Annotated in this window: 23 protein-coding genes; 22 read left to right on the top strand and 1 reads right to left on the bottom strand. The window is 46.1% G+C overall.

Annotated features, from left to right (window positions below; all coding sequences use genetic code 11):
• Positions 1–59: 59 nt before the first annotated feature.
• From KQI32_RS05225 to KQI32_RS05205, 5 genes are read left to right on the top strand one after another with little or no spacing between them, the layout of a single operon-like run.
• Positions 60–353 carry a hypothetical protein gene (locus KQI32_RS05225; protein WP_003525240.1) on the top strand — a complete coding sequence of 98 codons (294 nt, stop codon included), beginning with the start codon at positions 60–62 and terminating at the stop codon, positions 351–353.
• A 9-nt stretch (positions 354–362) separates the two neighbouring features.
• Positions 363–956, top strand: a complete 594-nt coding sequence (locus KQI32_RS05220) for a hypothetical protein (protein ID WP_015573072.1) — start codon at positions 363–365, stop codon at positions 954–956.
• Between the two features lie 13 nt (positions 957–969).
• Complete coding sequence (locus tag KQI32_RS05215) at positions 970–1,203, top strand: hypothetical protein (protein ID WP_015573071.1); 234 nt, start codon at positions 970–972, stop codon at positions 1,201–1,203.
• The gene (locus tag KQI32_RS05210; protein WP_024721694.1) at positions 1,181–1,738 is read left to right on the top strand and encodes a hypothetical protein; all 558 of its coding nucleotides are present in this window, start codon (positions 1,181–1,183) and stop codon (positions 1,736–1,738) included. Before KQI32_RS05215 ends, KQI32_RS05210 begins: the two co-directional genes overlap by 23 nt.
• 5 nt (positions 1,739–1,743) lie before the next feature.
• Positions 1,744–2,427 (top strand): hypothetical protein, encoded by a 684-nt coding sequence (locus tag KQI32_RS05205; RefSeq protein ID WP_015573070.1) that lies wholly within the window; start codon positions 1,744–1,746, stop codon positions 2,425–2,427.
• 39 nt (positions 2,428–2,466) lie between these two features.
• On the opposite strand, the gene KQI32_RS13375 is transcribed toward KQI32_RS05205, so the two are convergent.
• Complete coding sequence (locus KQI32_RS13375; RefSeq protein WP_253291075.1) at positions 2,467–2,757, bottom strand: hypothetical protein; 291 nt, start codon at positions 2,755–2,757, stop codon at positions 2,467–2,469.
• Between the two features lie 454 nt (positions 2,758–3,211).
• On the opposite strand from KQI32_RS13375, the gene KQI32_RS13370 reads away from it, so the two are divergent.
• From KQI32_RS13370 to KQI32_RS05125, 17 genes are all read left to right on the top strand, one after another.
• The gene (locus KQI32_RS13370) at positions 3,212–3,622 is read left to right on the top strand and encodes a TnpV protein (protein WP_308167039.1); all 411 of its coding nucleotides are present in this window, start codon (positions 3,212–3,214) and stop codon (positions 3,620–3,622) included.
• Positions 3,623–3,951: 329 nt separating this feature from the next.
• Positions 3,952–10,107: an N-6 DNA methylase gene (locus KQI32_RS13365; RefSeq protein WP_308167038.1), complete on the top strand. Its 6,156-nt coding sequence runs from the start codon at positions 3,952–3,954 to the stop codon at positions 10,105–10,107.
• Positions 10,097–10,489, top strand: coding sequence for a hypothetical protein (locus KQI32_RS05195; RefSeq protein WP_109732436.1), 393 nt, complete (start codon positions 10,097–10,099; stop codon positions 10,487–10,489). Before KQI32_RS13365 ends, KQI32_RS05195 begins: the two co-directional genes overlap by 11 nt.
• A gap of 16 nt (positions 10,490–10,505) precedes the next feature.
• Entirely contained in the window at positions 10,506–11,459 is a 954-nt protein-coding gene (locus tag KQI32_RS05190; protein ID WP_135660700.1) for a DUF3991 and TOPRIM domain-containing protein, read from the top strand.
• Complete coding sequence (locus KQI32_RS05185) at positions 11,456–12,373, top strand: DUF3846 domain-containing protein (RefSeq protein ID WP_015573067.1); 918 nt, start codon at positions 11,456–11,458, stop codon at positions 12,371–12,373. The genes KQI32_RS05190 and KQI32_RS05185 overlap by 4 nt, the downstream gene beginning before the upstream one ends.
• Positions 12,374–12,506: 133 nt before the next feature.
• Positions 12,507–12,650 carry a DUF3789 domain-containing protein gene (locus KQI32_RS05180; protein ID WP_081721142.1) on the top strand — a complete coding sequence of 48 codons (144 nt, stop codon included), beginning with the start codon at positions 12,507–12,509 and terminating at the stop codon, positions 12,648–12,650.
• A complete protein-coding gene (mobC, locus tag KQI32_RS05175) occupies positions 12,631–12,972 on the top strand; it encodes a plasmid mobilization relaxosome protein MobC (protein WP_024721689.1) in 342 nt (113 codons plus the stop codon). The genes KQI32_RS05180 and mobC overlap by 20 nt, the downstream gene beginning before the upstream one ends.
• On the top strand, positions 12,963–14,333 hold the full coding sequence (locus KQI32_RS05170; RefSeq protein WP_024721688.1) for a relaxase/mobilization nuclease domain-containing protein: 1,371 nt from the start codon (positions 12,963–12,965) through the stop codon (positions 14,331–14,333). Before mobC ends, KQI32_RS05170 begins: the two co-directional genes overlap by 10 nt.
• Positions 14,317–15,111, top strand: a complete 795-nt coding sequence (locus KQI32_RS05165; protein WP_003525219.1) for a PcfB family protein — start codon at positions 14,317–14,319, stop codon at positions 15,109–15,111. Before KQI32_RS05170 ends, KQI32_RS05165 begins: the two co-directional genes overlap by 17 nt.
• A gap of 5 nt (positions 15,112–15,116) precedes the next feature.
• The gene (locus tag KQI32_RS05160; protein ID WP_015573064.1) at positions 15,117–16,001 is read left to right on the top strand and encodes a hypothetical protein; all 885 of its coding nucleotides are present in this window, start codon (positions 15,117–15,119) and stop codon (positions 15,999–16,001) included.
• A gap of 9 nt (positions 16,002–16,010) precedes the next feature.
• Positions 16,011–16,214, top strand: a complete 204-nt coding sequence (locus tag KQI32_RS05155; protein ID WP_002606285.1) for a hypothetical protein — start codon at positions 16,011–16,013, stop codon at positions 16,212–16,214.
• Positions 16,201–17,997 carry a VirD4-like conjugal transfer protein, CD1115 family gene (locus KQI32_RS05150; RefSeq protein WP_024721685.1) on the top strand — a complete coding sequence of 599 codons (1,797 nt, stop codon included), beginning with the start codon at positions 16,201–16,203 and terminating at the stop codon, positions 17,995–17,997. Before KQI32_RS05155 ends, KQI32_RS05150 begins: the two co-directional genes overlap by 14 nt.
• A 14-nt stretch (positions 17,998–18,011) precedes the next feature.
• Positions 18,012–18,371 carry a glutamyl-tRNA amidotransferase subunit A gene (locus KQI32_RS05145; protein ID WP_014635894.1) on the top strand — a complete coding sequence of 120 codons (360 nt, stop codon included), beginning with the start codon at positions 18,012–18,014 and terminating at the stop codon, positions 18,369–18,371.
• Positions 18,372–18,444: 73 nt separating this feature from the next.
• The gene (locus tag KQI32_RS05140; protein ID WP_003525214.1) at positions 18,445–19,281 is read left to right on the top strand and encodes a hypothetical protein; all 837 of its coding nucleotides are present in this window, start codon (positions 18,445–18,447) and stop codon (positions 19,279–19,281) included.
• 14 nt (positions 19,282–19,295) lie between these two features.
• Positions 19,296–19,481: a hypothetical protein gene (locus KQI32_RS05135; RefSeq protein WP_015573063.1), complete on the top strand. Its 186-nt coding sequence runs from the start codon at positions 19,296–19,298 to the stop codon at positions 19,479–19,481.
• Positions 19,481–19,846, top strand: a complete 366-nt coding sequence (locus tag KQI32_RS05130) for a PrgI family protein (protein WP_015573062.1) — start codon at positions 19,481–19,483, stop codon at positions 19,844–19,846. Before KQI32_RS05135 ends, KQI32_RS05130 begins: the two co-directional genes overlap by 1 nt.
• Complete coding sequence (locus KQI32_RS05125; RefSeq protein ID WP_015573061.1) at positions 19,839–22,172, top strand: VirB4-like conjugal transfer ATPase, CD1110 family; 2,334 nt, start codon at positions 19,839–19,841, stop codon at positions 22,170–22,172. The genes KQI32_RS05130 and KQI32_RS05125 overlap by 8 nt, the downstream gene beginning before the upstream one ends.
• Positions 22,173–22,175: the final 3 nt, after the last annotated feature.

Below are 22,175 nucleotides of genomic sequence, written 5' to 3'. Positions count from 1 at the left end.
GGAACGCTTGTGTGGGCGGAGTGAAAACTTCGCCCACCGTTCTTTTACGGAGGTGCATTATGAATAAGCAAAAGACGGTTGACAGCAAGGTGCTTGCAATACTCAGAGAATGCCCCGAAACGAGGTATGACGATATGCAGCTTATCCTTTGCTATTACAACCGATACAGCTATATGAGAGTCGGAGATTTACCGCTTGAGGATATAGTCAACAACTATAAAGGCTACGGCTTGCCGTGCTTTGAGACTATCCGCAGAGCAAGACAGAGAGTGCAATCCCTATTTCCCGAACTGTCAAGGCAGTGCAGTGGCTGCGACTGCGGAAACATCAGAATTGTGATTGAAGTAAGCTGAGGTGTGGATATGAACGAGGGAAAAAGAAAAATCGGTGAATACACTGTTCTTTGCTCGGTCAATGTGGGCGAAAAGGAAGTTATCTTGGCTTCCAATGAGCAAAGTACAAACGGCGATAAATTTATGTGCGGCTTTGCAGAGCGAAACGACCTGTTTGAACTGTGTTCGGAATGTATGGTAAGCGATGACTATATCGAAATCGTACACCTTTTCGGAAGCCGTGTGGCAAATGAAGCGGAGCTTTTCAAGGAACAGGTCGAAAAACTGGATATTCCAATCACACTCATAACAGAAGCCGACTGTATCCCCGACCACTATTCCAAAGACATCAACGGCAAAATCATAGCCATTGACCCCAAGGTATTAAAGCCTGAATTTCAGAGAGCCGACAGACAGCTCTACTATGTTACAGGTGGTTTCGGTGCGTCGGCAAACAGCCGTGGAAGTGCCGTGTTTTGTACCAATCTTCACACCGGCAAATCAACCCGATATGAAAGAATGGATGTTATGGGCGAAATAAAGCCTGAGCGTCTGCCTGAATGGGCAAAGGAAAAGGCACAAGAGCTTTCAAACAAGAAGCGAAATAAAGACAAAGAACGATAAGGAGGACAAAGCAATGAAGGAAAATTTCACTTTTCAGCAAAAGACAAAGCTTCTGACGAAACTGTTTGACGCAGGCTGCAATACCGAAAAGAAATTGCAGCAGCTCGACATGGAGAGCATTTTGAAAATTCCGGGTATCACTATTCCGGATATGAGTCTGATTATCGAGTTTCAGAAGCAGACCAAAGCCAATAAGCTGTTCTCTTATTTGGGAGGTGGCACTGATGAGCAGGCAGGAACAGAATGACCGCCATATCATTTGGAGCGACATTAGCCTTGACCTTGATGATTGGCGAGAGTCTTTGGAGGAACTGTATCCCGGATATTCCGATGATGAGCTTTACGACATTATGGTAAAATCCAATGCCGAAAATCTTTATGATGAACGAGTAAATCTCAATATTCAGCTTTCACAGCCGATTATTGTTATCGGCGACCTCGGCAGATGGAACGGCAGAGTGTCGGGCTACAAGATGATTGATTCCGGCAACATTAAGGACTGCCTTTATTCCGATACCGATTACAACGAATGGTATGTGGATAAGTACGGCGACCTTCGTGCCGACGCCGTTCATCACGACGGTACAAACCATTATCTTTACCGTGTATTCAAAGACGGTGTTACCGATACGCAGATTGAAAATCTGCAAGATAAAATCTATAACGGAAAAGCCACAAGAGCCGACATCACACGAGTTACCAAAAGGCTCGGCGATGACATTGCCGGAGTTTATGGTTTTCCTATTCCAAAGCAAAGACAAACAAACGAACAAGCGAGGTGATGAAAATGGATTACAGAGTATTGACCGAAGCAGAGCGTAAATACACCTTCAGCCAAAGTCAGCAGCTCTCTATGCAGACCGGTCTTATCGGATATTTGAGAGCCGACTTCGGTTCTAACGGGAACGAGTTTTGGACGACTTGGAACGATTTCAGAAAAGACTTGAAAACCGATGAATTTAAGGCTGAATTTGATGAAGTCATAAACGGATTGCGTGACGGCGATGTTTTGTCCGGCAGAAAGGCTATGTCCTCTTACTGTTATTCCACTCCCGACAGCTCCTTTAATGATGACTGCAACCACTACGGCATCCGTCTTGATACGGGAAAGTACAGCTATCTTATGAGATTTAACCCCAACAGGGGCGAGTACAATCTGTACTGCTATTGCTATCAGAAAGAGTGGCTAAATGCCCACTTGAAAAACGCTGAGCGAGGTATCCGATTTATCAACCCGCACTATCAGGAGCAGTTTCGCATTGCGGACGGAGAAAAAATCTCAATCAAGCTCGGCGACGGCAAAACAATGGAGAGAACTTGCAGATATATCGACGACTACCATTTGGAGGTCGGCACAAATCTCTACCATATCTGCGAATTTGCCGAGCTTTGCGAGAGAAACGGTCATACCGTAGAACCAGCCGCAAAAGAAAACACGAAATCCGCAAAGGACAAAGAAAAAACACGATAAGGAGGTGCAGACGAGGTGGCAAGAAAATTTGACCTGATTTCAGAGCTGTATGAAAGAACCTGTTTTGCAGTTACAGACAATCCGGTAAACTGGCAATCGTTTCTGAAAACAGCAGGCAGAAATTTCAGGCTCCGATTTGATGAACAGCTTCTCATTTATGCCCAAAGACCCGACGCAACAGCCGTGCTTGAAATCGAACGATGGAACGGTACTTTCGGTCGCTGGGTAAACCGAGGAGCAAAGGGTATTGCCGTATTTGAGGACACAGACAGAAGCCGTCAAAGGCTGATTCATTACTTTGATATATCGGACACCCACGAAAGTCGACATTCCCGCCCTGTTCCGATTTGGGAGATGAGACCCGAATATGAAGCAGAAGTTATTGAAACACTTGAAAATACTTTCGGTGCGGTAAACGATACAACGAGTATTGAAAATGTCGTCAAAGAGAGCATTGCCAATGCCGTTGAGGATAACATCGCAGACTATATCTCCGACTTTATGAGTTTGGGTGCAGGAAGCGATATTGAGTATTTGTCTGCCGACGAAGCAAATGCCTTGTATTTGGAGCTTGTCAGAAACAGCGTATCATATATGGTTATGGCACGATTGGGACTGAACGCAGACAAGGTCTATTCTCCCGATGACTTTGCCGGTATTTCAAGTTTTAATTCACAGGAAGTTCTCAATGCGGTGGGTATTGCTACAAGCGACATTGCAGAAATGGCGTTGCTCCCTGTCAGCAGAACAATCAGCACGCTCAGCAAGGAAAATCGCATAATTGATGAACAGGAGCAATCCGAATACAATAAAGACATCAAAGACGAAAGGAGTCAAAGCGATGAGCGAAATCACATACACGATGGTGGGAGATTACAATCTTCCGAACCTGAAACTGCCGGAGCAGACGGAAGTGACTCTCGGCAGATGGTCGCAGATGAGGAGAACTTATCTGAAGGAACATCACAAAATCCTGTACTACAATCTTCTGACGAAAGGGATTCTGAACAGTCACTTGGCGGAGGTTCAGCAGAGAGCCAGCGAACTGGAGGAAACTCTCGTGAAGCAGATGGCACAGAAAGCCGGGCTGACGGAGCAGATGAAAGCGGAAGATATGATGAAGTGGGTTCGCCTGATGAACAACATCAGGAACTCGGCACAGGAAATCGTGAAGAATCAGGTAATATTCGCTTAGAGTATTACGACAGAAACCACGAGGACAAGAGCCTGCCGTTTTTCGGTGGCGATGATACTATCCGAGAGATACTCGGTACTACCCCGCATTTGTCCGCTTCAAAGGAAGAAATCAAAGACTTCTATGAGAGAAATACGGACAATGCGACCCGTACCGAATATATCAAGGGTATCTTCAATAACGACTACACCCGGCTTACCTTAAACGACGGCAGGCTTGTGGGATACAAAACATTTCAGAATGTCCTCCACTTGTGGGAGGGTGAATACGAAAACAGAACCGCTCAGAGTTTCTACGACTGGGGCGTTATCGCACAGCATTTTGAAGCAATGAGACTTTTGGGAGAATTGACCGATACAATGAAACCGATTCCGTCTATGGACGGTCAGTTGACTCTCATTATGGGAAATCAGGCAGAGGAACAAAAAACCTCTGCCTTTACTTTTTCTCAGGAAATCATAGACGCTGTATTGACCCGTGGAAGCGGAGTTTCCGAGGGTAAAATGCGTATCTATGAGCAGTTTGAAAAGAGCATTTCCGCAAAAGAGAACGCCGACTTCTTGAAAAACGAATACGGTTGGGGCGGCTCTTATCCGGTCATCATCGGTGCAGGCATTGACGAACAGCACGACGGAAAAGGTATCACAATTTCAAAAGGTATCGGAAGCGACAAGCCGCACATTACTCTTTCTTGGTCTCAGGTGGAAAAGCGTATCGGAGACCTTATCCGTATGGACAGATACCTAAACCCAAAGGAAAAAGAAAAGTACCCTGAATGGCTTGAAAAGCAGGAAGAACGGCGAGCCGAGCTTGCAGAGCAGAGAAAAAACCGTGAGATACTTTCTACCGCACCGCCTGAACCTGAAAACAAAGAGGACGAGCCGGAAGCGCAGTATGAATATCATCTCGGCGACAGCGTGTATATTGGGGCTTCTCAGTATGAGATTTTGTCCTTTGATGAAAACCGTGTAATGCTCTATGACTTCGATATGCCCTTATTCAACAAGGAACTTTCAAGGGAAGAATTTGACCGCAAAGTGCGTGAAAATCCGATGAACGACCACTTGAAGGTCAGTGTATTACCGGCGGAAGAAAAAACCGTTACAGGCGAAAATAAAGCTCAAAACGATACTGAAACCGTACCGGATTTCAGTCCGAAAACCGGTTATGACGACGCCTTCTTTATTGACCGGGACAATGAAAGTGTAACTTGGATGTACTATAACCCCGACAGCAATGCCGGAGGTCAGTATGTTACAAATACTCTTTCTTTTGACGAGATACAGCAAGTCGCACGGGAGTATGACTCGGCAGAGGATTTCTTTGATTATCTCGGTAGCATTGCAAATCAGGAGCTTGCCGATGTAGGTACGGAATGGTTTGTGGACGCAGACCGAGAATTTCACAGGACACCGGATTTGACCGACTGTACCTCTGCCACAATGGAAGCTCTTATTGAAAACACTGAAAGAGCTGATATGGTGGCAACAAATATCGGGAATGTACCGATTGAGGATTACAGAGAAATCGTTGCTACTCAAAACGGTTTTGACAGCGATGAGGAAATGTATAACGAGGGTGTTCGTATCGGCAACGGTTACGACAAAGAGCCTGAACCGATTGTCCCCGCTTGGGAGCAAAAGAAAAAGTCAAAAGTAAAGAGCTTTGACCTCCACCCGGATATTCCTATGTCCGAACGACACAACTTTGACCTTGCCAATAATCAGGTTGAAGAAGTGAACAAGAAAGAACGCTTCCACCGAAACTATGCAGCAATAAAAGTCCTGAGAGATTGTCAAAACGAAAACCGTTTTGCAACACCTGACGAGCAGAAAATCTTGTCGAGATATGTCGGTTGGGGCGGTATTCCCGAAGCCTTCGACGAACGAGCAGGAGCTTGGCATACAGAGTATGCAATGCTGAAAAACATCCTGACGCCGGAGGAATATGCGTCGGCAAGAGAAAGCACACTGACTGCATTTTACACTCCGCCCGAAGTATCTACCGCCATTTACAAGGTGTTGGAACAGATGGGATTTCAGGAGGGCAACCTGCTTGAGCCGTCCTGCGGTATCGGTAATTTCATCGGTATGCTGCCCAAGTCAATGGAAAACGCAAAGGTTTACGGTGTTGAGCTTGATACCATTTCAGCCGGTATCGCTCAGCAGCTTTATCAGAAATCTTCCATTGCGGCACAGGGCTTTGAGGAAGTAAATGTCCCCGACAGCTTCTTTGACGGCATTATCGGCAATGTGCCTTTCGGAGATTTCAAAGTCTCCGATAAACGATACGACAAGTACAATTTCTTAATCCACGATTATTTCTTTGCAAAATCGCTTGATAAGTTACGCCCCGGCGGTGTGATGGCTCTTGTGACAAGCAAAGGAACTATGGACAAGGAAAACTCCAATGTGCGTAAATATATCGCACAGAGGGCGGAGCTTCTCGGAGCAATCAGACTTCCGAACGACACCTTCAAAGGTAATGCCGGGACAGAGGTCGTATCCGATATTCTGTTTCTGCAAAAGCGAGACAGACTCATAGATATTGAGCCGGATTGGGTTCATCTTGACACCGACGAAAACGGTATAAGGATGAACTCATATTTTGTTCAGCACCCGGAAATGATACTCGGCGAAATGAAAATGGTAAGCGGTCGCTTCGGACCGGAAGCAACCTGTGAACCGTTTGAAAATGCCGACCTTTCGGAGCTTTTGAACGAAGCAGTCTCAAACATTCACGGAGAAATCTCCGAATACGAGGTTGCCGACGAACTGGAGGAAGAAGATAATTCTATCCCGGCAGACCCTATGGTAAGGAACTTCTCTTACACTGTTTTAGACGATAAAATCTATTTCCGTGAGAACTCCCGTATGTCCCCGGTGGAGGTATCTGCAACCGCTGAGAACCGCATTAAGGGTATGATTGGGATAAGAGATTGCGTCCGTAACTTGATTGAACTGCAAACCGAGGATTACCCGGACAGCGAAATCAAACAGGCACAGGATAAGCTGAACACACTGTATGACAGCTTTACAAAGAAGTACGGACTGATTAACAGCCGTGCCAATACTTCTGCCTTTTCCGACGACAGCTCCTATGCTCTGCTCTCCGCTCTTGAGGTTATCAATGAAGATGGCGAACTGGAACGCAAGGCGGATATGTTCTTCAAAAGGACGATTAAACCGCACAAGCCGGTAACGGAGGTTGACACCGCAGACGAGGCTCTCGCTGTCTCTATGGGCGAAAAAGCAGCCATTGATATGGAATATATGATGGAGTTGTCCGGCAAAAGTGAGGAGGAATTATTCGCTGACTTAAAGGGTGTAATCTTCTTAAATCCCCTTTATGAGTACGGTAATTCCTATGAGCCGAAGTATCTGATGGCAGACGAATATCTGTCGGGCAATGTTCGTGAGAAGCTGGCGACAGCCAAAAGGTCTGCGGCACTGTATCCCGAAGATTACACCGTCAATGTGCAGGCACTTGAAAAGGTGCAGCCAAAGGATTTGACGGCAAGCGAGATTTCCGTAAGGCTCGGTGCGACTTGGATACCGCCCGAAATATTCCAACAGTTTATGTTTGAGTTTCTCGACACCCCACGCTATGCACAATGGAATATCAAGGTTCACTACTCTCAGTTTACCGGCGAATGGAACATTGAGGGAAAGAGCTACGACCGTTCCAATGTAAAAGCGTACAGCACATACGGTACTTCCCGCATCAACGCATATAAGATAATTGAGGAAACACTGAACCTGAAAGATGTCCGAATCTTTGACTATATCGAAGATGAGGAAGGCAGAAAGAAAGCCGTTCTCAATAAAAAAGAGACGGCAATCGCACAGGCAAAGCAGGAACTCATAAAGCAGGGCTTTCAGGACTGGATATGGGCTGACCCTGCCCGCCGAGAAAAACTCACGAAGATGTATAACGAAAAGTTCAACAGTATAAGACCCCGTGAGTACGACGGAAGCCACATTGTTTTCAACGGTATGAACCCGGAAATCGAACTCCGTGAACATCAGAAAAATGCGGTTGCACACATTCTGTACGGCGGTAATACGCTGTTAGCACACGCAGTCGGTGCGGGCAAGACCTTTGAAATGGTAGCCGCCGCTATGGAGTCCAAACGACTGGGACTTTGCAATAAGTCGCTGTTCGTAGTGCCAAATCACTTAACCGAGCAATGGGCGGCGGAGTTCTTACAACTCTATCCGGCGGCGAATATTCTCGTAGCGACAAAGCGAGATTTTGAGACAAAGAACCGCAAAAAGTTCTGCGGTCGAATTGCCACGGGAGATTATGACGCCGTAATCATCGGTCATTCTCAGTTTGAGAAAATCCCGATGTCCATTGAAAGACAGAGGGCAATTCTTGAGCAGCAGCTTGAAGAACTGACAGACGGTATTATGGATTTGAAGCGAAACCGTGGAGAAAACTTCTCCATTAAACAGCTTGAAAAGTCTAAAAAGTCCGTGAAACAAAAGCTGGAAAAGCTCAACGACCAAAGCCGAAAGGACGATGTTGTTACCTTTGAAGAACTCGGTGTGGACAGGCTTTTTATTGACGAGAGTCATTATTACAAGAACCTCTATCTTTACACCAAAATGCGTAATGTGGGCGGTATCGCTCAAACGGAAGCACAGAAATCCTCCGACCTGTTTATGAAGTGCCGATACCTTGATGAGCTTACAGGCGGTCGAGGAACGGTATTTGCAACCGGCACTCCTATCTCAAACAGTATGGTGGAACTCTATACCATTCAGCGATACTTGCAGTACAACACGCTTGTAAAAAACAACTTGCAGCACTTCGACTCGTGGGCAAGTACCTTTGGAGAGACTGTAACAGCCGTTGAGCTTACCCCGGAGGGAACGGGTTACAGAGCGAAAACCCGCTTTGCAAAATTCTACAACCTTCCGGAGCTTATGGCTATGTTTAAGGAGGTTGCCGACATCAAGACGGCGGATATGCTGGAGCTGCCTGTGCCGGAAGCACACTTCCACAATGTTGCAGTCAAGCCGTCGGAAATGCAGAAAGAAATGGTTGCTTCCCTTGCAGAACGAGCCGAGAAAGTCCGTGGCGGCGGTGTGGATTCGAGTGTGGATAATATGCTCAAAATCACAAACGACGGCAGAAAGTTGGCTCTCGACCAGCGTATGCTAAACGATATGCTGCCTGATTTTGAAGGCAGTAAAATCAACGCCTGCGTCGATAACATTTACCGCATTTGGGAGGAAACAGCCGACAAAAAATCGGCACAGCTTGTGTTCTGCGACCTCTCAACGCCAAAGAACGACGGCACATTCTCGGTATATAACGACATCAGAAAGAAGCTCATAGAGCGTGGTGTCCCCGAAAGCGAAGTCCGCTTTATCCACGAAGCAGATACCGATGTGAAGAAGAAAGAGTTGTTCCAAAAGACCCGTAAGGGCGAGGTCAGAGTGCTTCTCGGCTCTACGCAGAAGATGGGAGCCGGCACGAATGTTCAGGACAGACTTATCGCACTTCACGATGTCGATTGCCCGTGGAGACCGTCAGACTTGGAGCAACGCTCCGGTCGAATTATCCGACAGGGCAACTCAAACCCCGATGTAGATATTTACCGCTATGTTACAGAGCAGACCTTCGACGCATACCTGTATCAGCTTGTAGAGGGAAAGCAAAAGTTCGCCAGTCAGATTATGACGAGCAAATCCCCGGTGCGTTCTGCCGAGGATATTGATGAAACCGCTCTGTCCTATGCAGAGATTAAAATGCTTGCCACCGGCAACCCGTATATTAAGGAGAAGATGGATTTGGACATTCAAGTCCAAAAGCTGAAGCTCTTAAAATCCAACTTTCTCTCTGAAAGATACGCTTTGGAAGATAAGATAATCAAATATTATCCGCAGAGAATTACAGCTTTGGAAAACCGCATTGAAGGCTTGAAGCAAGATGTAGAAACTGCGAAACAGCACCCGAAACCAACGGACGACCGCTTTGTCGGTATGGAGGTTAAGGGTGTTTTTTATTCCGAAAAAGCCGATGCCGGCAAAGCAATCATTGAAACCTGCAAGCAGATGAACAGCCCCGACCCTATTCCTCTCGGCAAGTACCGAGGGTTTGAAACGGAGCTGCTTTTTAATACCGCAGAGCGAAATTATGAGGTTCGACTGAAAGGTGCGACAAGCAGAAATGTTCCTCTCGGTGATGACGCACACGGCAATATTATCCGTCTTGATAACGGCATTGAGAGATTTGCCGAGAGCTTGTCGCTTGCGGAAAATGACCTTGAGAACACCACAAATCAGTTGGAAACCGCAAAGAAAGAAGTCCAAAAACCGTTTATCCAAGAGGAAGAACTAAAGACAAAGCTTGCCCGCTTGGACGAGCTGAATATCTTGCTCAATATGGATAAGCGAGAAAACGAAATTGTCGGCGGCGAACCCGATGAGGGCGAAGTGCCGAACACACGAAAGGAGAAAACCTATGAACGATAAAATGACACCCGATAAGGAAAGAGAAAACTGCCCTTGCAGAAAAGCAATCATTAACCCTTTTGATGCAATGATGATGGTTGTGGTCAGGAGACTTGATAAAGCATATCTCGAATTAAAAAGAAGCAAACCGCCCGCAAAGGAAGCAGAATTTGCCCTTAGAAATGCAAAGCTTTCTTTCTACGGAGAGTTGGTTCGACAGAGCATTGAAACGGTGTTTTCGCCGGAAGAAATCATTGCTTTGTATGAAAATGACGACCTTGCGGAAGATGCTTGGACTGTTTGGAATGACATCGGCTGCCCTGTTGACAAGATACTTATCATCATTGCAAAGCTCAGTATCAACGAACCGATACAGAAAGCGGTTGCCGATTTGCTGATGTAGAACGGCGGTGATAATTATGCCGTATATTGCACCGGAGGTCATAACCGAAGCCAAACGAATGGACTTATTAACCTATCTCAGAGAGTATGAACCGGGCGAGCTTGTTAAGTTTTCAAGCAACACATACACCACAAGAACCCACGACAGCTTAAAGATTTCCAATGGAAAATGGATGTGGTGGTCGAGAGGTATCGGGGGCAAATCCGCCCTCGATTACCTTATCAAAGTCCGTGGAATGGATTTTGTAGGTGCGGTTCAGACCATTATGGGAAACGGTTCAGTCAGCTTTCCTACTTGCGAAAATATCAAAAGCTATGAGGAACAGCCATTGCTTCTGCCCCAAAAAAGTCCCACTACCGATGTGGTATTTGATTACCTTTTCGGGCGTGGGATTGATTATGAAATCATCAATTACTGCTTGGAACAGGAGCTAATCATTGAGTCGCTTCCGTATCACAATGCTGTTTTTATCGGCTATGACGAAAACAAAGAACCTAAATACGCCGCATACAGAGCAACAAATCAATCAAGGATTATGGGCGACTGCACCGGCAGTAAAAAGCAATATTCTTTCCGCCTGACTGCCGAAAACACCGGAGAGGTTCATCTTTTTGAGTGTGCCATTGACCTGCTTTCCTATGCAACTTTGATGAAGCTGGAGGGCAAAGACTGGCGACAGTTTAACCTTGTTTCTCTTGCGGGAGTGTATTCCCCAAAGCAGAAAATCGAGGACTCGAAAGTGCCTGTTACACTTGGCAGGCTGCTTGAAAAGGATAAAACAATCAGGCGAATTGTTCTTCATTTGGACAATGATATTGCCGGAAGAAAAGCGACCAAAGCGTTGCAGACGATTCTCTCAGACAAGTATGAAGTCGTTGACGACCCTCCCCAATACGGGAAAGATGTCAACGACTTTCTTTGTAAACGCTTAGGGATAAAAGATAAAACCGAAAGGAGTTTTGCACGATGAAACTAAAAGAAATCAGAGAAATGTACCCGGAGGGTACGCAGATTGTACTCACTGAAATGGCTGGCGAAAGTCAAATGCCATACGGTCTGAAAGGAACGGTTAAGTTCGTTGACGACGCCGGACAGATTCATATGAGTTGGGAAAACGGAAGCTCCCTCGCTTTGAATATTCACGAAGATACCTTTGAAAAGGTCGAAGCACCGGAGAAGATTTCCGTCATTCTCGTTGAGCCGGGCAGGTATCCGAAGCTCATTGAAATTGAGGATACGCTGGAAGCAATGCAGTCTCTTGTGGAGGGAGATATTGAAGAATATATGCCCTTTGAGGACGAGGTTGCCATCATCTGCAACGAGGAAGGAAAGATGAACGGTATGCCTCTGAACAGGGCAGTTTATTCCGAGCCTGAGAATGTTGAGATGAGTTATCCGCAGTTGAAAGCTCATTTCCGGCAGGCAGAAAAAGAAAGAACACACACGACCGGATATATTGTTTTTACGGCTGACAGCTTTGACAAGCCTTACACAGAGGAACAAAGAACCTATGTTGTCAGCAGTAACAACAAGGCTTTCATTGAGGGTATGGGCGGATATTCTATCTATGCTTCTTCCCTTGACGGCTCGGATAAATGTGTGCGACTGGAAGCATATATGGCTGATGAACACGGCGGCAAGGACGGTTGGAAGATTGAAAAATGTTATGTGAAAGACGACAGCAACCGTGAAATGCTCGACATTATTGCCGGCAAGTTCTTCATTGCATACGCACCGATTGAGTCGGAAAAGTTTCTCAGTATGCCGAAAGAACTGGCTCGTAAGTACGAGGAAAAGTTCAAATACCCGGAGAGGTTTAACAAGTCTATGGACGGTATTGAAGCAAAGCCGTATAAGCCTGTCTCAAAGGATATGGAGAGATAAGAGTCAATCTATGGGGCAACCCTGAGTGTCTGCATAATCTTAGCGAGCAGACCATTTATGGACAGGAATGTCCAAAACGGTACACTCGTTAGGGGTTGCCCCTAATACCCCAAGCAAGAAAGGAGCATAAGCTTTGCGGGAGATAGTATTGGTCGCCGCCGGGTTACTCATCGGCGGCTTTTTCGGAGTAACAACAATGTGCCTGTTTCAGATAAACCGGGACAGACACTATATTTACAGAAAGGACAGCGATAAAAATGAGCAAGAGAAACATTGAAAAGCACATTCTGATGAACAAGGCAGAAGCTCAGGATTTGCAGAAAAAAGCAAAGCGGGCGTGTCTTTCCGAAGGCGGACTTATCCGTTTGCTTCTCAGAGGATACGAGCCGAGAGAAAAGCCCGATGAAAGATTTTACGATGTTATGCGTGAGCTTTCCGCTATCGGCAACAACATCAATCAGCTTGCGGCGAAAGCAAACACCCTCGGATTTGTGGACGCACCGCAGCTCAAAAAGGAAGCCGAGCGTTGGCACAAGTTTCAGGCTGATGTGGAGCGTACTTTTTTAAGACCCGATAAGAGCGATATGAAATGGCAGTAAGTAAATTGTGGTCGGTCACATCAAGGCTCGGTCAGGTAATCGACTATGCCGCCAATCCCGAAAAGACGGCGGCAGACATTTACACCGAGGAACAGTATCAGGCTCTCCGTGATGTTCTCAGCTATGCAAAGGACGAAGAAAAAACCGAGCGTGAGTTTTTCGTAGAGGGTATCAACTGCAACCCTGCGACCGCAAGAGACCAGTTTATATCTGTAAAAAAAGCATACGGCAAAGACGACGGCATTCAAGCCTATCACGGATACCTGAGCTTTAAGGAACAGGACATATCCCCGGAGCTTGCACAGAAAATCGGAATGGAATTTGCAAACGAAGTGTGGGGCAAAAGATTTCAGGTGGTGGTTACTACTCATCTGAACACGAAACACCTGCACTGTCATTATGTAATAAACTCCGTTTCCTTTGTGGACGGCAAGCGGTTATGGGGCGACGAAAAAGCGTGGTTCAAGTTTCGTTTGGTTGCCGACTGCCTTTGTGAAAAGTACGGACTGTATTACAATCCGAACCCAAACCGCAGTAAGCAATCCTCTTATTACTACAAGCAGGAACAAGCCGGTATGCCGAGCCGATATTCAATGACCCGTGACGCCATTGATGAAGCGATTGCACACAGCACCAACTTAAAGACCTTTGATTATATCCTGACTCAGATGGGCTATGAACATTGTCTCAGCGACAGTCGAAAGTATTGGACGATTGTCCCGAAAGGATACAAGAAGCCGATACGACTTAAATCACTCGGAGAGAATTATACCGAGGACGCAATCAAGCGTAGGCTGACGGAAAATCAAAAGGTTCTTATCGTTCCTTTTGCAAAGGAAACGGTAAGAGTCAGGCAGTACCGAATGCCCACAAGAGAACACAAAGTCAAAAAGGTCGGCGGACTGTATGGGCTGTATCTGCATTACTGCTATAAGCTGGGTTATCTGCCGAAGTACAAAAAACAGAATACCGCAAGGCTTCACTATCTTTTGAAAGAAGATTTGCTGAAGCTCGACAAAATCACTCAGGAGACAAGGCTGCTTGGACGGGAGAACATTTCTACCGACGAGCAGCTTTTCTCATATAAAGAGTCCGTGTTGTCGCAAATCAAATCCTTGACTGACGATAGAACGCACCTGCGAAAACAGTTAAGAAGAAATTTGAGTGACGATGAGCTATCAAATGTCAAAGAGCAGATTACGGCAATCACGAGCAAGCTGTGGACTCTCCGCAAAGAGGTCGGTCTTTGTGATGACATAGCCGAAAGGTCAAAGGTTATTGAAGCCAACCTTGAAACGGTAAGAGTTTACGAAGAAAAACAAGAACGAAAGGAGCAGAACCGTAATGACAAACGGAGGTGATGCGGCAGAACAGGTCGTCAGGCTATCGCTTGAAGGCTTTGAAGTAGCCGCAAAATTAAGCGGAGCGGCAGCAAAGAATATTGCCGTTCTTTTAGTCTCTGTTCTCAAACAGGAACAGAAAACAAAAGGCAAGGCTCGACTTACTAATATGATTAAGTCGGGCAAGGAGCTGAAGGTGTTTTCTATCCCCAACAAGGACTTGAAGAAGTTTACCGAGCAGGCAAAACGCTACGGCGTTCTCTACTGCGTACTCAGGGATAAAAACACAAAGGGCGATAATGTCCCGATTGATATTATTGCCCGTGCAGAGGACGCTTCCAAAATTCAGAGAATCGTTGAGAGATTTGAACTCGGTAAAGTTGATAAGGCTGCGATTGTCACCGAGTCTCAGAAGGCTGTCGAAAAGCGTGAAGCTTTGGAGAAAGACAAGCCGACGAAAACCAAAAACGAAATCATCACTGAGGAAGCCGTCAGAAAACCTATTCAGAAAGAGGGGTATTCCCAGTCAAACCCCACAGTCGCCAAAACGGACAAAAACCCTCCGTCAAGGCACGACTCCGAGCCGGTAGATATGCAAACTGATAAGGGTACTGTAAGCGACAGACAGAGAAAGCCGTCGGTAAAAGCAAAGCTTGACCGATATAAGGCACAGTCCAAGCAGCAGAAAGAAGCAGAACGCAAAGAGCCGGAGGTATCAAAGCCGGAAGTCAAGAACGCCCCGGCACAGACCGTACACCAGCAGCCGAAACCTAAAAGCAAAAATGTGAAAGAGAGGTAATCACAATGACAAACAATTTTACCCCTGCTAAGGCAGGACAGCAGAGCAAACGACTTTCCAAAGAGGAATATGCCGAGAAGATGAAGGCTGAAAAAGAAGCCGTATATCAGATGGCGGACGACACCGCAAAGGCGATTGTTTCCGACCCGGAAAAGTTCAAAGCCTTCCTTGATACGCAGAGCCGTCTTGACAGATACTCTGCGGTCAACGCACTTCTGATTTTCAAGCAGCTTCCCGAAGCAAGCCAGCTTAAAAACTTTGATGACTGGAGCAAAGATAATGTGAAAATTCAGAAAGGTGCGAAAAGCATTTCCATTCTTGAACCTGTCGAGTATGCAAAGAAAGACGGTACGACCGGCATTTCCTACAATGTGAAAAAGGTCTTTGATGTTTCGCAGACCAACGGCAAAAGACCGCCTGCACCGACTGTCAACCGTGACCCGAAAGCACTCATTACCGTTATGCTGGATTCTTCCCCGGTTGAAGTGGAAGCAACAAATGAGCTTCCGTATCCCAATATGGCGGCGTTTTATAACAACGAGGAACAGACCTTGTATGTAAAGCGTGATGTGGGAGACAGCGTAGCGGTCGCTCAGTGCGTAGCACAGGAGCTTGGCCACGCACAGCTCTCTATCAACAGCGACAGTTACAGCAGAGCGGATATGGGCTTTCAGGCAGTATGTATCGGCTATATGCTTTGCAAAAAGTACGGCGTCGATACACAGAATTTTGCTATCAACCGTATCCCTGAAAAGCTCGCCGGCAAAGAGCCGAAGGACATTCGCTATGAGCTTTCCAAAACGAGAAACGCAATGGCGGATATTCACTCCCGTGTTTCCGATGAGCTTTACAAGAAAAAGCAGGAACGAAGCAAAGACTACGAAAGATAAGGTGAGACTATGGCGAAGGAAGAAATGTATCATATCGCATTGGACGATTATGAACACGGCATTATTATCCGTTCTCTCAACGACGAGAAAACAGATTTGATGAACGAGGGCAAATCTACCGATGCGGTGGACGACCTTATCATCAAGGTCGGAACTGCCCCAAAGAAAAAGTTCAAAGTTATCGAAAAGGAACGCTCCTGTGAATCGAGATAACGAGAGGCAGTCTGCTATTATTCTTTCCGTCATCGGTATTATCCCGGTCGTATGGCTGGCACTTCTGATTGCACCCTCTGTAAAAGGAGGATTGCCGGAAATACTGCCGAGCCTATTAACAGCGTTCAACGAACCATTTCATATTGAGCTATGCGAGGACAGCCTAAAAACTGTCCTCGTTTTGCTTCTCTGCTATGCAATGGGTATTGGGATTTACTTCTCAACACAGAAGAATTACCGAAGGCGTGAAGAACACGGTTCTGCAAAATGGGGCAATGCAAGAGCCGTAAACAAAAAATACAGACAGTCTCCGGCTTCTGCAAATAAGCTGATGACGCAAAATGTCTGTATCGGACTCAATGCGAAGAAACACCGAAGAAACTTAAACACCCTTGTGTGCGGCGGTTCGGGAGCCGGTAAGACAAGGTTTTACTGCAAGCCGAATCTTATGCAGTGCAACACATCATTTGTCATTCTTGACCCAAAGGGCGAAATTCTCCGAGATACCGGAAAGCTGCTTGAAAGCAAAGGCTATGAAGTCCGTGTTCTCGATTTGATTTCAATGGAGAAAAGCCATTGCTATAACCCGTTTGTCTATTTGCAGAATGACAACGATGTGCAAAAGCTCGTGACGAACCTTTTTAAGAGTACCACTCCGAAAGGAAGTCAATCACAAGACCCCTTTTGGGATACCTCGGCTTCAATGCTTTTGCTTGCACTTGTATTTTATCTTCATTATGAAGCACCCGAAGATGAACAGAACTTTGCAATGATAATGGAAATGCTCAGAGCCGGTGCGATTGAGGACGAGGAGGACACAAGACCTTCTCCTCTTGATGAACTGTTTGCGGAATTGGAGATGTCGAATCCCGACCACATTGCTTTGAAGTATTACCGTTCCTATCATTCAGGTGCGGCGAAAACCTTAAAGTCCATACAGATAACCCTTGCGGCAAGACTGGAAAAGTTCAACCTTGAAAGTCTTGCTTCTTTAACCACCACAGACGAGCTTGACCTCCCGTCACTCGGAGAGAAAAAGGTCGCTCTGTTCGCTTTGATACCGGATAACGATTCCAGCTTTAACTTCTTGGTATCTATCCTTTACACACAGCTTTTTCAGCAGTTGTTTTATGCTGCCGACCATATTCACGGCGGCTCGCTTCCCGTTCCCGTTCATTTTTTGATGGACGAGTTTGCGAATGTTTCACTCCCTGATGACTTCGACAAAATTCTTTCGGTTATGCGTTCCCGTGGGGTATCGGTAAGTATTATCTTGCAGAACTTGGCACAGCTTAAAGCCTTGTTTGAAAAGCAATGGGAAAGCATTGTAGGTAACTGCGACGAGTTTTTATATCTCGGCGGCAACGAGCAAAGCACCCACAAATATGTGTCCGAGCTTCTCGGCAAGGAAACCATTGATACCAACACTTTCGGAAAAAGTACCGGTCGAAGCGGCAACTACTCCACAAATTATCAGATTAGCGGTCGAGAGCTTCTTACTCCTGATGAGGTTCGTATGCTTGATAACCAATATGCAATTCTGTTTATTCGTGGAGAACGCCCCGTTATGGACTTCAAGTACGACATCTTGAAGCACCCGAATGTGGCACTTACAACCGATGGAAAGGCTTCTGCATATAAACACGGCGAAGTGACCATCAAGCACTCATCAATTTCCGTTCTTTCTATTGACCCGGAAGAACTTCCGGAGGAAAGCTACGGAGAAACCAATTACGAACTTCTGTCCGATGAGGATTTTGAAGTGAATAAAAACTTATTTTAACGGAGGAAAACACAATGAACATTTTTAAGAAGAACAACGAAAAGAAAACTACTCAGAAGCTGCCTATGACCGGAAAGGTTCAGAAAGGCTTCCGTGCTTACTGCGCCGTAATCGCAGCAGCAACTCTTGTTTGCGGTATGAGCGTTACCGCTTTTGCCGCCAGCGACCCGATTACCGTAGTCAACAATCTGTCCGATTTCATCTTCGGTCTTATCCGTGCCATCGGTCTTATCCTGCTTGGCTTCGGTATCGTTCAGGTCGGTCTCTCTTTGAAGTCTCACGACCCGTCTCAGAGAGCCAACGGTTTCCTGACTCTTGCAGGCGGTATCATCATTACCTTTGCAAAGGAAATCCTTACCCTTATTACCGGTTAAGAGAACACAGTTATCAAACGGGGCATACCTGGCATTTCAGGTATGCCCCTAATCTTAAAGGAGGTGCAAACAGATGAGTGATAACTGGGTAGTTCAGAACCTCGAAAATGCCCTTGAAACTTGGAACAGCAAGCTTTCGGAAATATGGCAGTTGCTAACCACTTCGCCGCAACAGTTCAAAGGCGGCAGTATTTGGTCGGTAATGGTGAATATCAACGGAGCAGTTCAGGCTATCGGTCTTGCCCTGCTTGTTCTGTTTTTTGTTGTCGGTGTGGTTCGCACCTGCGGAAGTTTTACCGATGTAAAGAAACCGGAACACGCATTAAAGCTGTTTATCCGCTTTGCCATTGCCAAAGGTGTGATTACCTACGGGCTGGAGCTTATGCTTGCCCTGTTCGACATCGTACAAGGTACGATTTCAACCATTATGACATCTGCGGGATTCGGTACGCCCAATCAAACAACTTTACCTGCTGAAATGGTAACAACCATTGAAAGCTGCGGATTTTTTGAAAGTATCCCATTGTGGGCGGTTACTCTTATCGGCGGACTGTTTATCACGGTCTTGTCGTTCATTATGATAATGACGGTGTACGGACGATTTTTCAAGCTGTATATGTACACTGCTCTCGCTCCGATACCGCTTTCCACATTTGCCGGAGAACCGTCGCAGAATGTGGGTAAGAGCTTTATAAAGAGCTACTGTGCCGTTTTGCTTGAGGGAGCAGTAATTGTACTTGCTTGTATCATCTTCTCCCTATTTGCTTCTACGCCGCCGGTAGTGAACCCTGACGCAGCAGCCGTTACTCAGGTATGGGCATATATCGGCGAACTGGTATTCAATATGCTTGTGCTTGTCGGTGCGGTTAAGATGAGCGACCGAATTATCCGTGAAATGATGGGCTTATAACGGGAGGTTCTCTGATGAAGAAAAACAAGAATAATAACGATAGATGGCAGGGCTATACGCCTGCCGACTGCGACTGCAAATATTGTGTGTATTACGGAGGAAAGAAAAACGGCAATGTGATTTGCCTTGCGGACACCTGCGTCTGCTCTGATGAAATCCGTCACGCAAAACAAGCATATCGCAGAGAAAGGAGCTTTTGATGGAAGTCAAAATTAACCGAGAGATACGAAATTACACAGAGTCAATGTTTTTTGGACTGTCGCTCAGACAGTTCATTTTTTCTGTCCTCGCCTGTGCGGTAGCGGTAGGACTTTACTTCCTCCTAAAACCGTACCTCGGAACAGAAACTGTATCGTGGGTGTGCATTTTGGGAGCTGCCCCTTTTGCGGCTCTCGGCTTTGTGAAATACAACGGAATGACGGCTGAGAAATTTATATGGGCGTGGATAAAGTCCGAGTTCCTTATGCCGAAAAAGCTGGTCTTTCATTCCACCAACACCTATTACGAATTGATGAAACCGACAATCGAACAAAAACAGAAGGAGGCTTATAAGAACAATGATTAAAACTCTTACAAACCTGTTAAAGCAGGACAAAGAAAAGTTCGTAGTACCAAAGGGCGTACAGGATTGTATTCCCATTACCGCTATTTATGATGACGGCATTTTCCGTGTAGGCAAGGACAAGTATTCCAAAAGCTTCAAGTTCACGGATATTAACTATGCCGTAGCGAGCCGTGAGGATAAGGAAGCAATGTTCCTTGAATACTCCGAGCTTCTCAACTCTCTTGACAGCGGAGCTACTACAAAGCTGACTATCAACAACAGACGGCTTAACCGTCTTGACTTTGAGAAAACCATTCTTATCCCCGAAACCGGCGATGAGCTTGATGTTTACCGAGAGGAATATAACAAAATGCTTCTCGACAAGGCAACCGGGGCAAATGCCATCGTTCAGGATAAATATGTTACTATCTCCATCAATAAAAAGAGCGTGGAGGACGCACGAACCTATTTTGCCCGTGTCGGTGCTGACCTGATTGCCCACTTTGCAAGACTCGGAAGCAAATGTGTGGAGCTTGAAACCGATGAGAGACTGAGAATTGTCCACGATTTCTTCCGTGTCGGGGAGGAAACCGCCTACCACTTCAATATTAAGGAAACGAGAAAGAAGGGACACGATTTCAAGGATTATGTTTGCCCCGATACAATGGAATTTGAAAAGGACTACTTCAAAATGGGAAACCGTTACGGGAGAGTCCTTTTTCTTCGTGAGTACGCTTCCTATATCAAGGACAGTATGGTAGCCGAGCTTACCGACCTGAACCGCAACCTGATGATGTCCATTGACATCGTACCTGTTCCTACCGATGAAGCGGTGCGAGAAGCAGAGAGCAGACTGCTTGGGGTTGAGACGAATATAACCAACTGGCAGAGAAAGCAGAATCAGAACAATAACTTTTCCGCTACCGTTCCGTATGATATGGAACAGCAGAAAAAGGAAATGAAGGAGTTCCTTGATGACCTTACCACTCGTGATCAGCGAATGATGTTCGCTGTACTCACTATGGTTCATACTGCGGACTCCAAAGAACAGCTTGATAACGACACCGAAGCTCTGCTTACTACGGCAAGAAAGCATTTGTGCCAGTTTGCCGTTCTCAAGTATCAGCAGATGGACGGACTGAATACGGCTATGCCCTTTGGAACACGCAAGATTGACGCATTCAGAACCCTTACCACAGAAAGCCTTGCGGTCTTTATTCCCTTCAGGGTTCAGGACATTTACCACGAAAACGGCATTTACTACGGTCAGAATGTCATCAGTAAAAATATGATTATTGCCGACCGCAGACAGCTACTCAACGGCAACTCTTTTATTCTCGGCGTATCCGGCGGCGGAAAATCCTTTGCGGCAAAGGGTGAAATTGAAAATATCATTCTTTCCTCCAATGCAGATGTTATTATCATAGACCCTGAGCGAGAGTATTCGCAGCTTGTAAAAGCTCTCGGCGGCGAAATAATCAATATTTCCGCTACTTCTCCGAGCCATATCAATGCGATGGATATGAACAAGGAATACGGCGACGGAGCAAACCCGGTTATCCTGAAATCCGAGTTCATTATGTCCCTTTGCGAACAGCTTATCGGCGGTACAAACCTCGGAGCAAAGCAGAAATCTATCATCGACCGTTGTACGGCAAGTGTTTACCGAGACTATCAGCAGAGAGGATATACCGGTACTGTTCCTACCTTGCAGGATTTTCGTGCGGAGCTTTTGAAACAGGACGAGCCGGAAGCAAAGGAAATCGCCCTTGCTATCGAGCTGTTTACTCACGGTTCTTTGAATACCTTTGCAAAGCCAACCAATGTTGATACGGATAACCGACTTATCTGTTATGACATTCTTGACCTCGGCAAGCAGCTTATGCCTATCGGTATGCTTGTCGTCCTCGACTCTATTCTGAACCGTATTACACAGAACCGTGCTAAAGGTAAGCAGACCTTTATCTTCATTGATGAAATCTACCTCCTGTTCCAGCACGAGTATTCTGCAAACTTCCTGTTTACGCTTTGGAAGCGTGTAAGAAAGTACGGCGCTTATGCCACCGGCATTACACAGAATGTGGACGACCTTTTGCAGAGCCATACAGCGAGAACTATGCTTGCAAACAGCGAGTTTTTGATTATGCTCAATCAGGCGTCAACCGACAGAATTGAGCTTGCAAAGCTCCTTAACATTTCTGACCTCCAGCTTTCGTATATCACGAATGTTGACGCAGGACACGGATTGATTAAGGTCGGCAGTTCGCTTGTGCCGTTTGCAAATAAGTTCCCGAAGAATACGAAGCTGTATAAGCTGATGACAACCAAACCGGGCGAGGGTGCATAACCC

This window comes from Acetivibrio sp. MSJd-27 (genome assembly GCF_018918095.1).
Lineage (GTDB): Bacteria > Bacillota > Clostridia > UMGS1840 > HGM11507 > HGM11507.
This window is presented reverse-complemented; position numbering and strand designations above follow the sequence as displayed.

Excerpts from the sequence above, each read along its gene's own strand:
- KQI32_RS05225 (WP_003525240.1), top strand. The coding sequence starts at position 60 with ATGAATAAGCAAAAGACGGTTGACAGCAAGGTGCTTGCAATACTCAGA.
- KQI32_RS05220 (WP_015573072.1), top strand. The coding sequence starts at position 363 with ATGAACGAGGGAAAAAGAAAAATCGGTGAATACACTGTTCTTTGCTCG.
- KQI32_RS05215 (WP_015573071.1), top strand. The coding sequence starts at position 970 with ATGAAGGAAAATTTCACTTTTCAGCAAAAGACAAAGCTTCTGACGAAA.
- KQI32_RS05210 (WP_024721694.1), top strand. The coding sequence starts at position 1,181 with ATGAGCAGGCAGGAACAGAATGACCGCCATATCATTTGGAGCGACATT.
- KQI32_RS05205 (WP_015573070.1), top strand. The coding sequence starts at position 1,744 with ATGGATTACAGAGTATTGACCGAAGCAGAGCGTAAATACACCTTCAGC.
- KQI32_RS13375 (WP_253291075.1), bottom strand. The coding sequence starts at position 2,757 with ATGTCGACTTTCGTGGGTGTCCGATATATCAAAGTAATGAATCAGCCT.
- KQI32_RS13370 (WP_308167039.1), top strand. The coding sequence starts at position 3,212 with ATGAACAGGAGCAATCCGAATACAATAAAGACATCAAAGACGAAAGGA.
- KQI32_RS13365 (WP_308167038.1), top strand. The coding sequence starts at position 3,952 with ATGAGACTTTTGGGAGAATTGACCGATACAATGAAACCGATTCCGTCT.
- KQI32_RS05195 (WP_109732436.1), top strand. The coding sequence starts at position 10,097 with ATGAACGATAAAATGACACCCGATAAGGAAAGAGAAAACTGCCCTTGC.
- KQI32_RS05190 (WP_135660700.1), top strand. The coding sequence starts at position 10,506 with ATGCCGTATATTGCACCGGAGGTCATAACCGAAGCCAAACGAATGGAC.
- KQI32_RS05185 (WP_015573067.1), top strand. The coding sequence starts at position 11,456 with ATGAAACTAAAAGAAATCAGAGAAATGTACCCGGAGGGTACGCAGATT.
- mobC (WP_024721689.1), top strand. The coding sequence starts at position 12,631 with ATGAGCAAGAGAAACATTGAAAAGCACATTCTGATGAACAAGGCAGAA.
- KQI32_RS05170 (WP_024721688.1), top strand. The coding sequence starts at position 12,963 with ATGGCAGTAAGTAAATTGTGGTCGGTCACATCAAGGCTCGGTCAGGTA.
- KQI32_RS05165 (WP_003525219.1), top strand. The coding sequence starts at position 14,317 with ATGACAAACGGAGGTGATGCGGCAGAACAGGTCGTCAGGCTATCGCTT.
- KQI32_RS05160 (WP_015573064.1), top strand. The coding sequence starts at position 15,117 with ATGACAAACAATTTTACCCCTGCTAAGGCAGGACAGCAGAGCAAACGA.
- KQI32_RS05155 (WP_002606285.1), top strand. The coding sequence starts at position 16,011 with ATGGCGAAGGAAGAAATGTATCATATCGCATTGGACGATTATGAACAC.
- KQI32_RS05145 (WP_014635894.1), top strand. The coding sequence starts at position 18,012 with ATGAACATTTTTAAGAAGAACAACGAAAAGAAAACTACTCAGAAGCTG.
- KQI32_RS05140 (WP_003525214.1), top strand. The coding sequence starts at position 18,445 with ATGAGTGATAACTGGGTAGTTCAGAACCTCGAAAATGCCCTTGAAACT.
- KQI32_RS05135 (WP_015573063.1), top strand. The coding sequence starts at position 19,296 with ATGAAGAAAAACAAGAATAATAACGATAGATGGCAGGGCTATACGCCT.
- KQI32_RS05130 (WP_015573062.1), top strand. The coding sequence starts at position 19,481 with ATGGAAGTCAAAATTAACCGAGAGATACGAAATTACACAGAGTCAATG.
- KQI32_RS05125 (WP_015573061.1), top strand. The coding sequence starts at position 19,839 with ATGATTAAAACTCTTACAAACCTGTTAAAGCAGGACAAAGAAAAGTTC.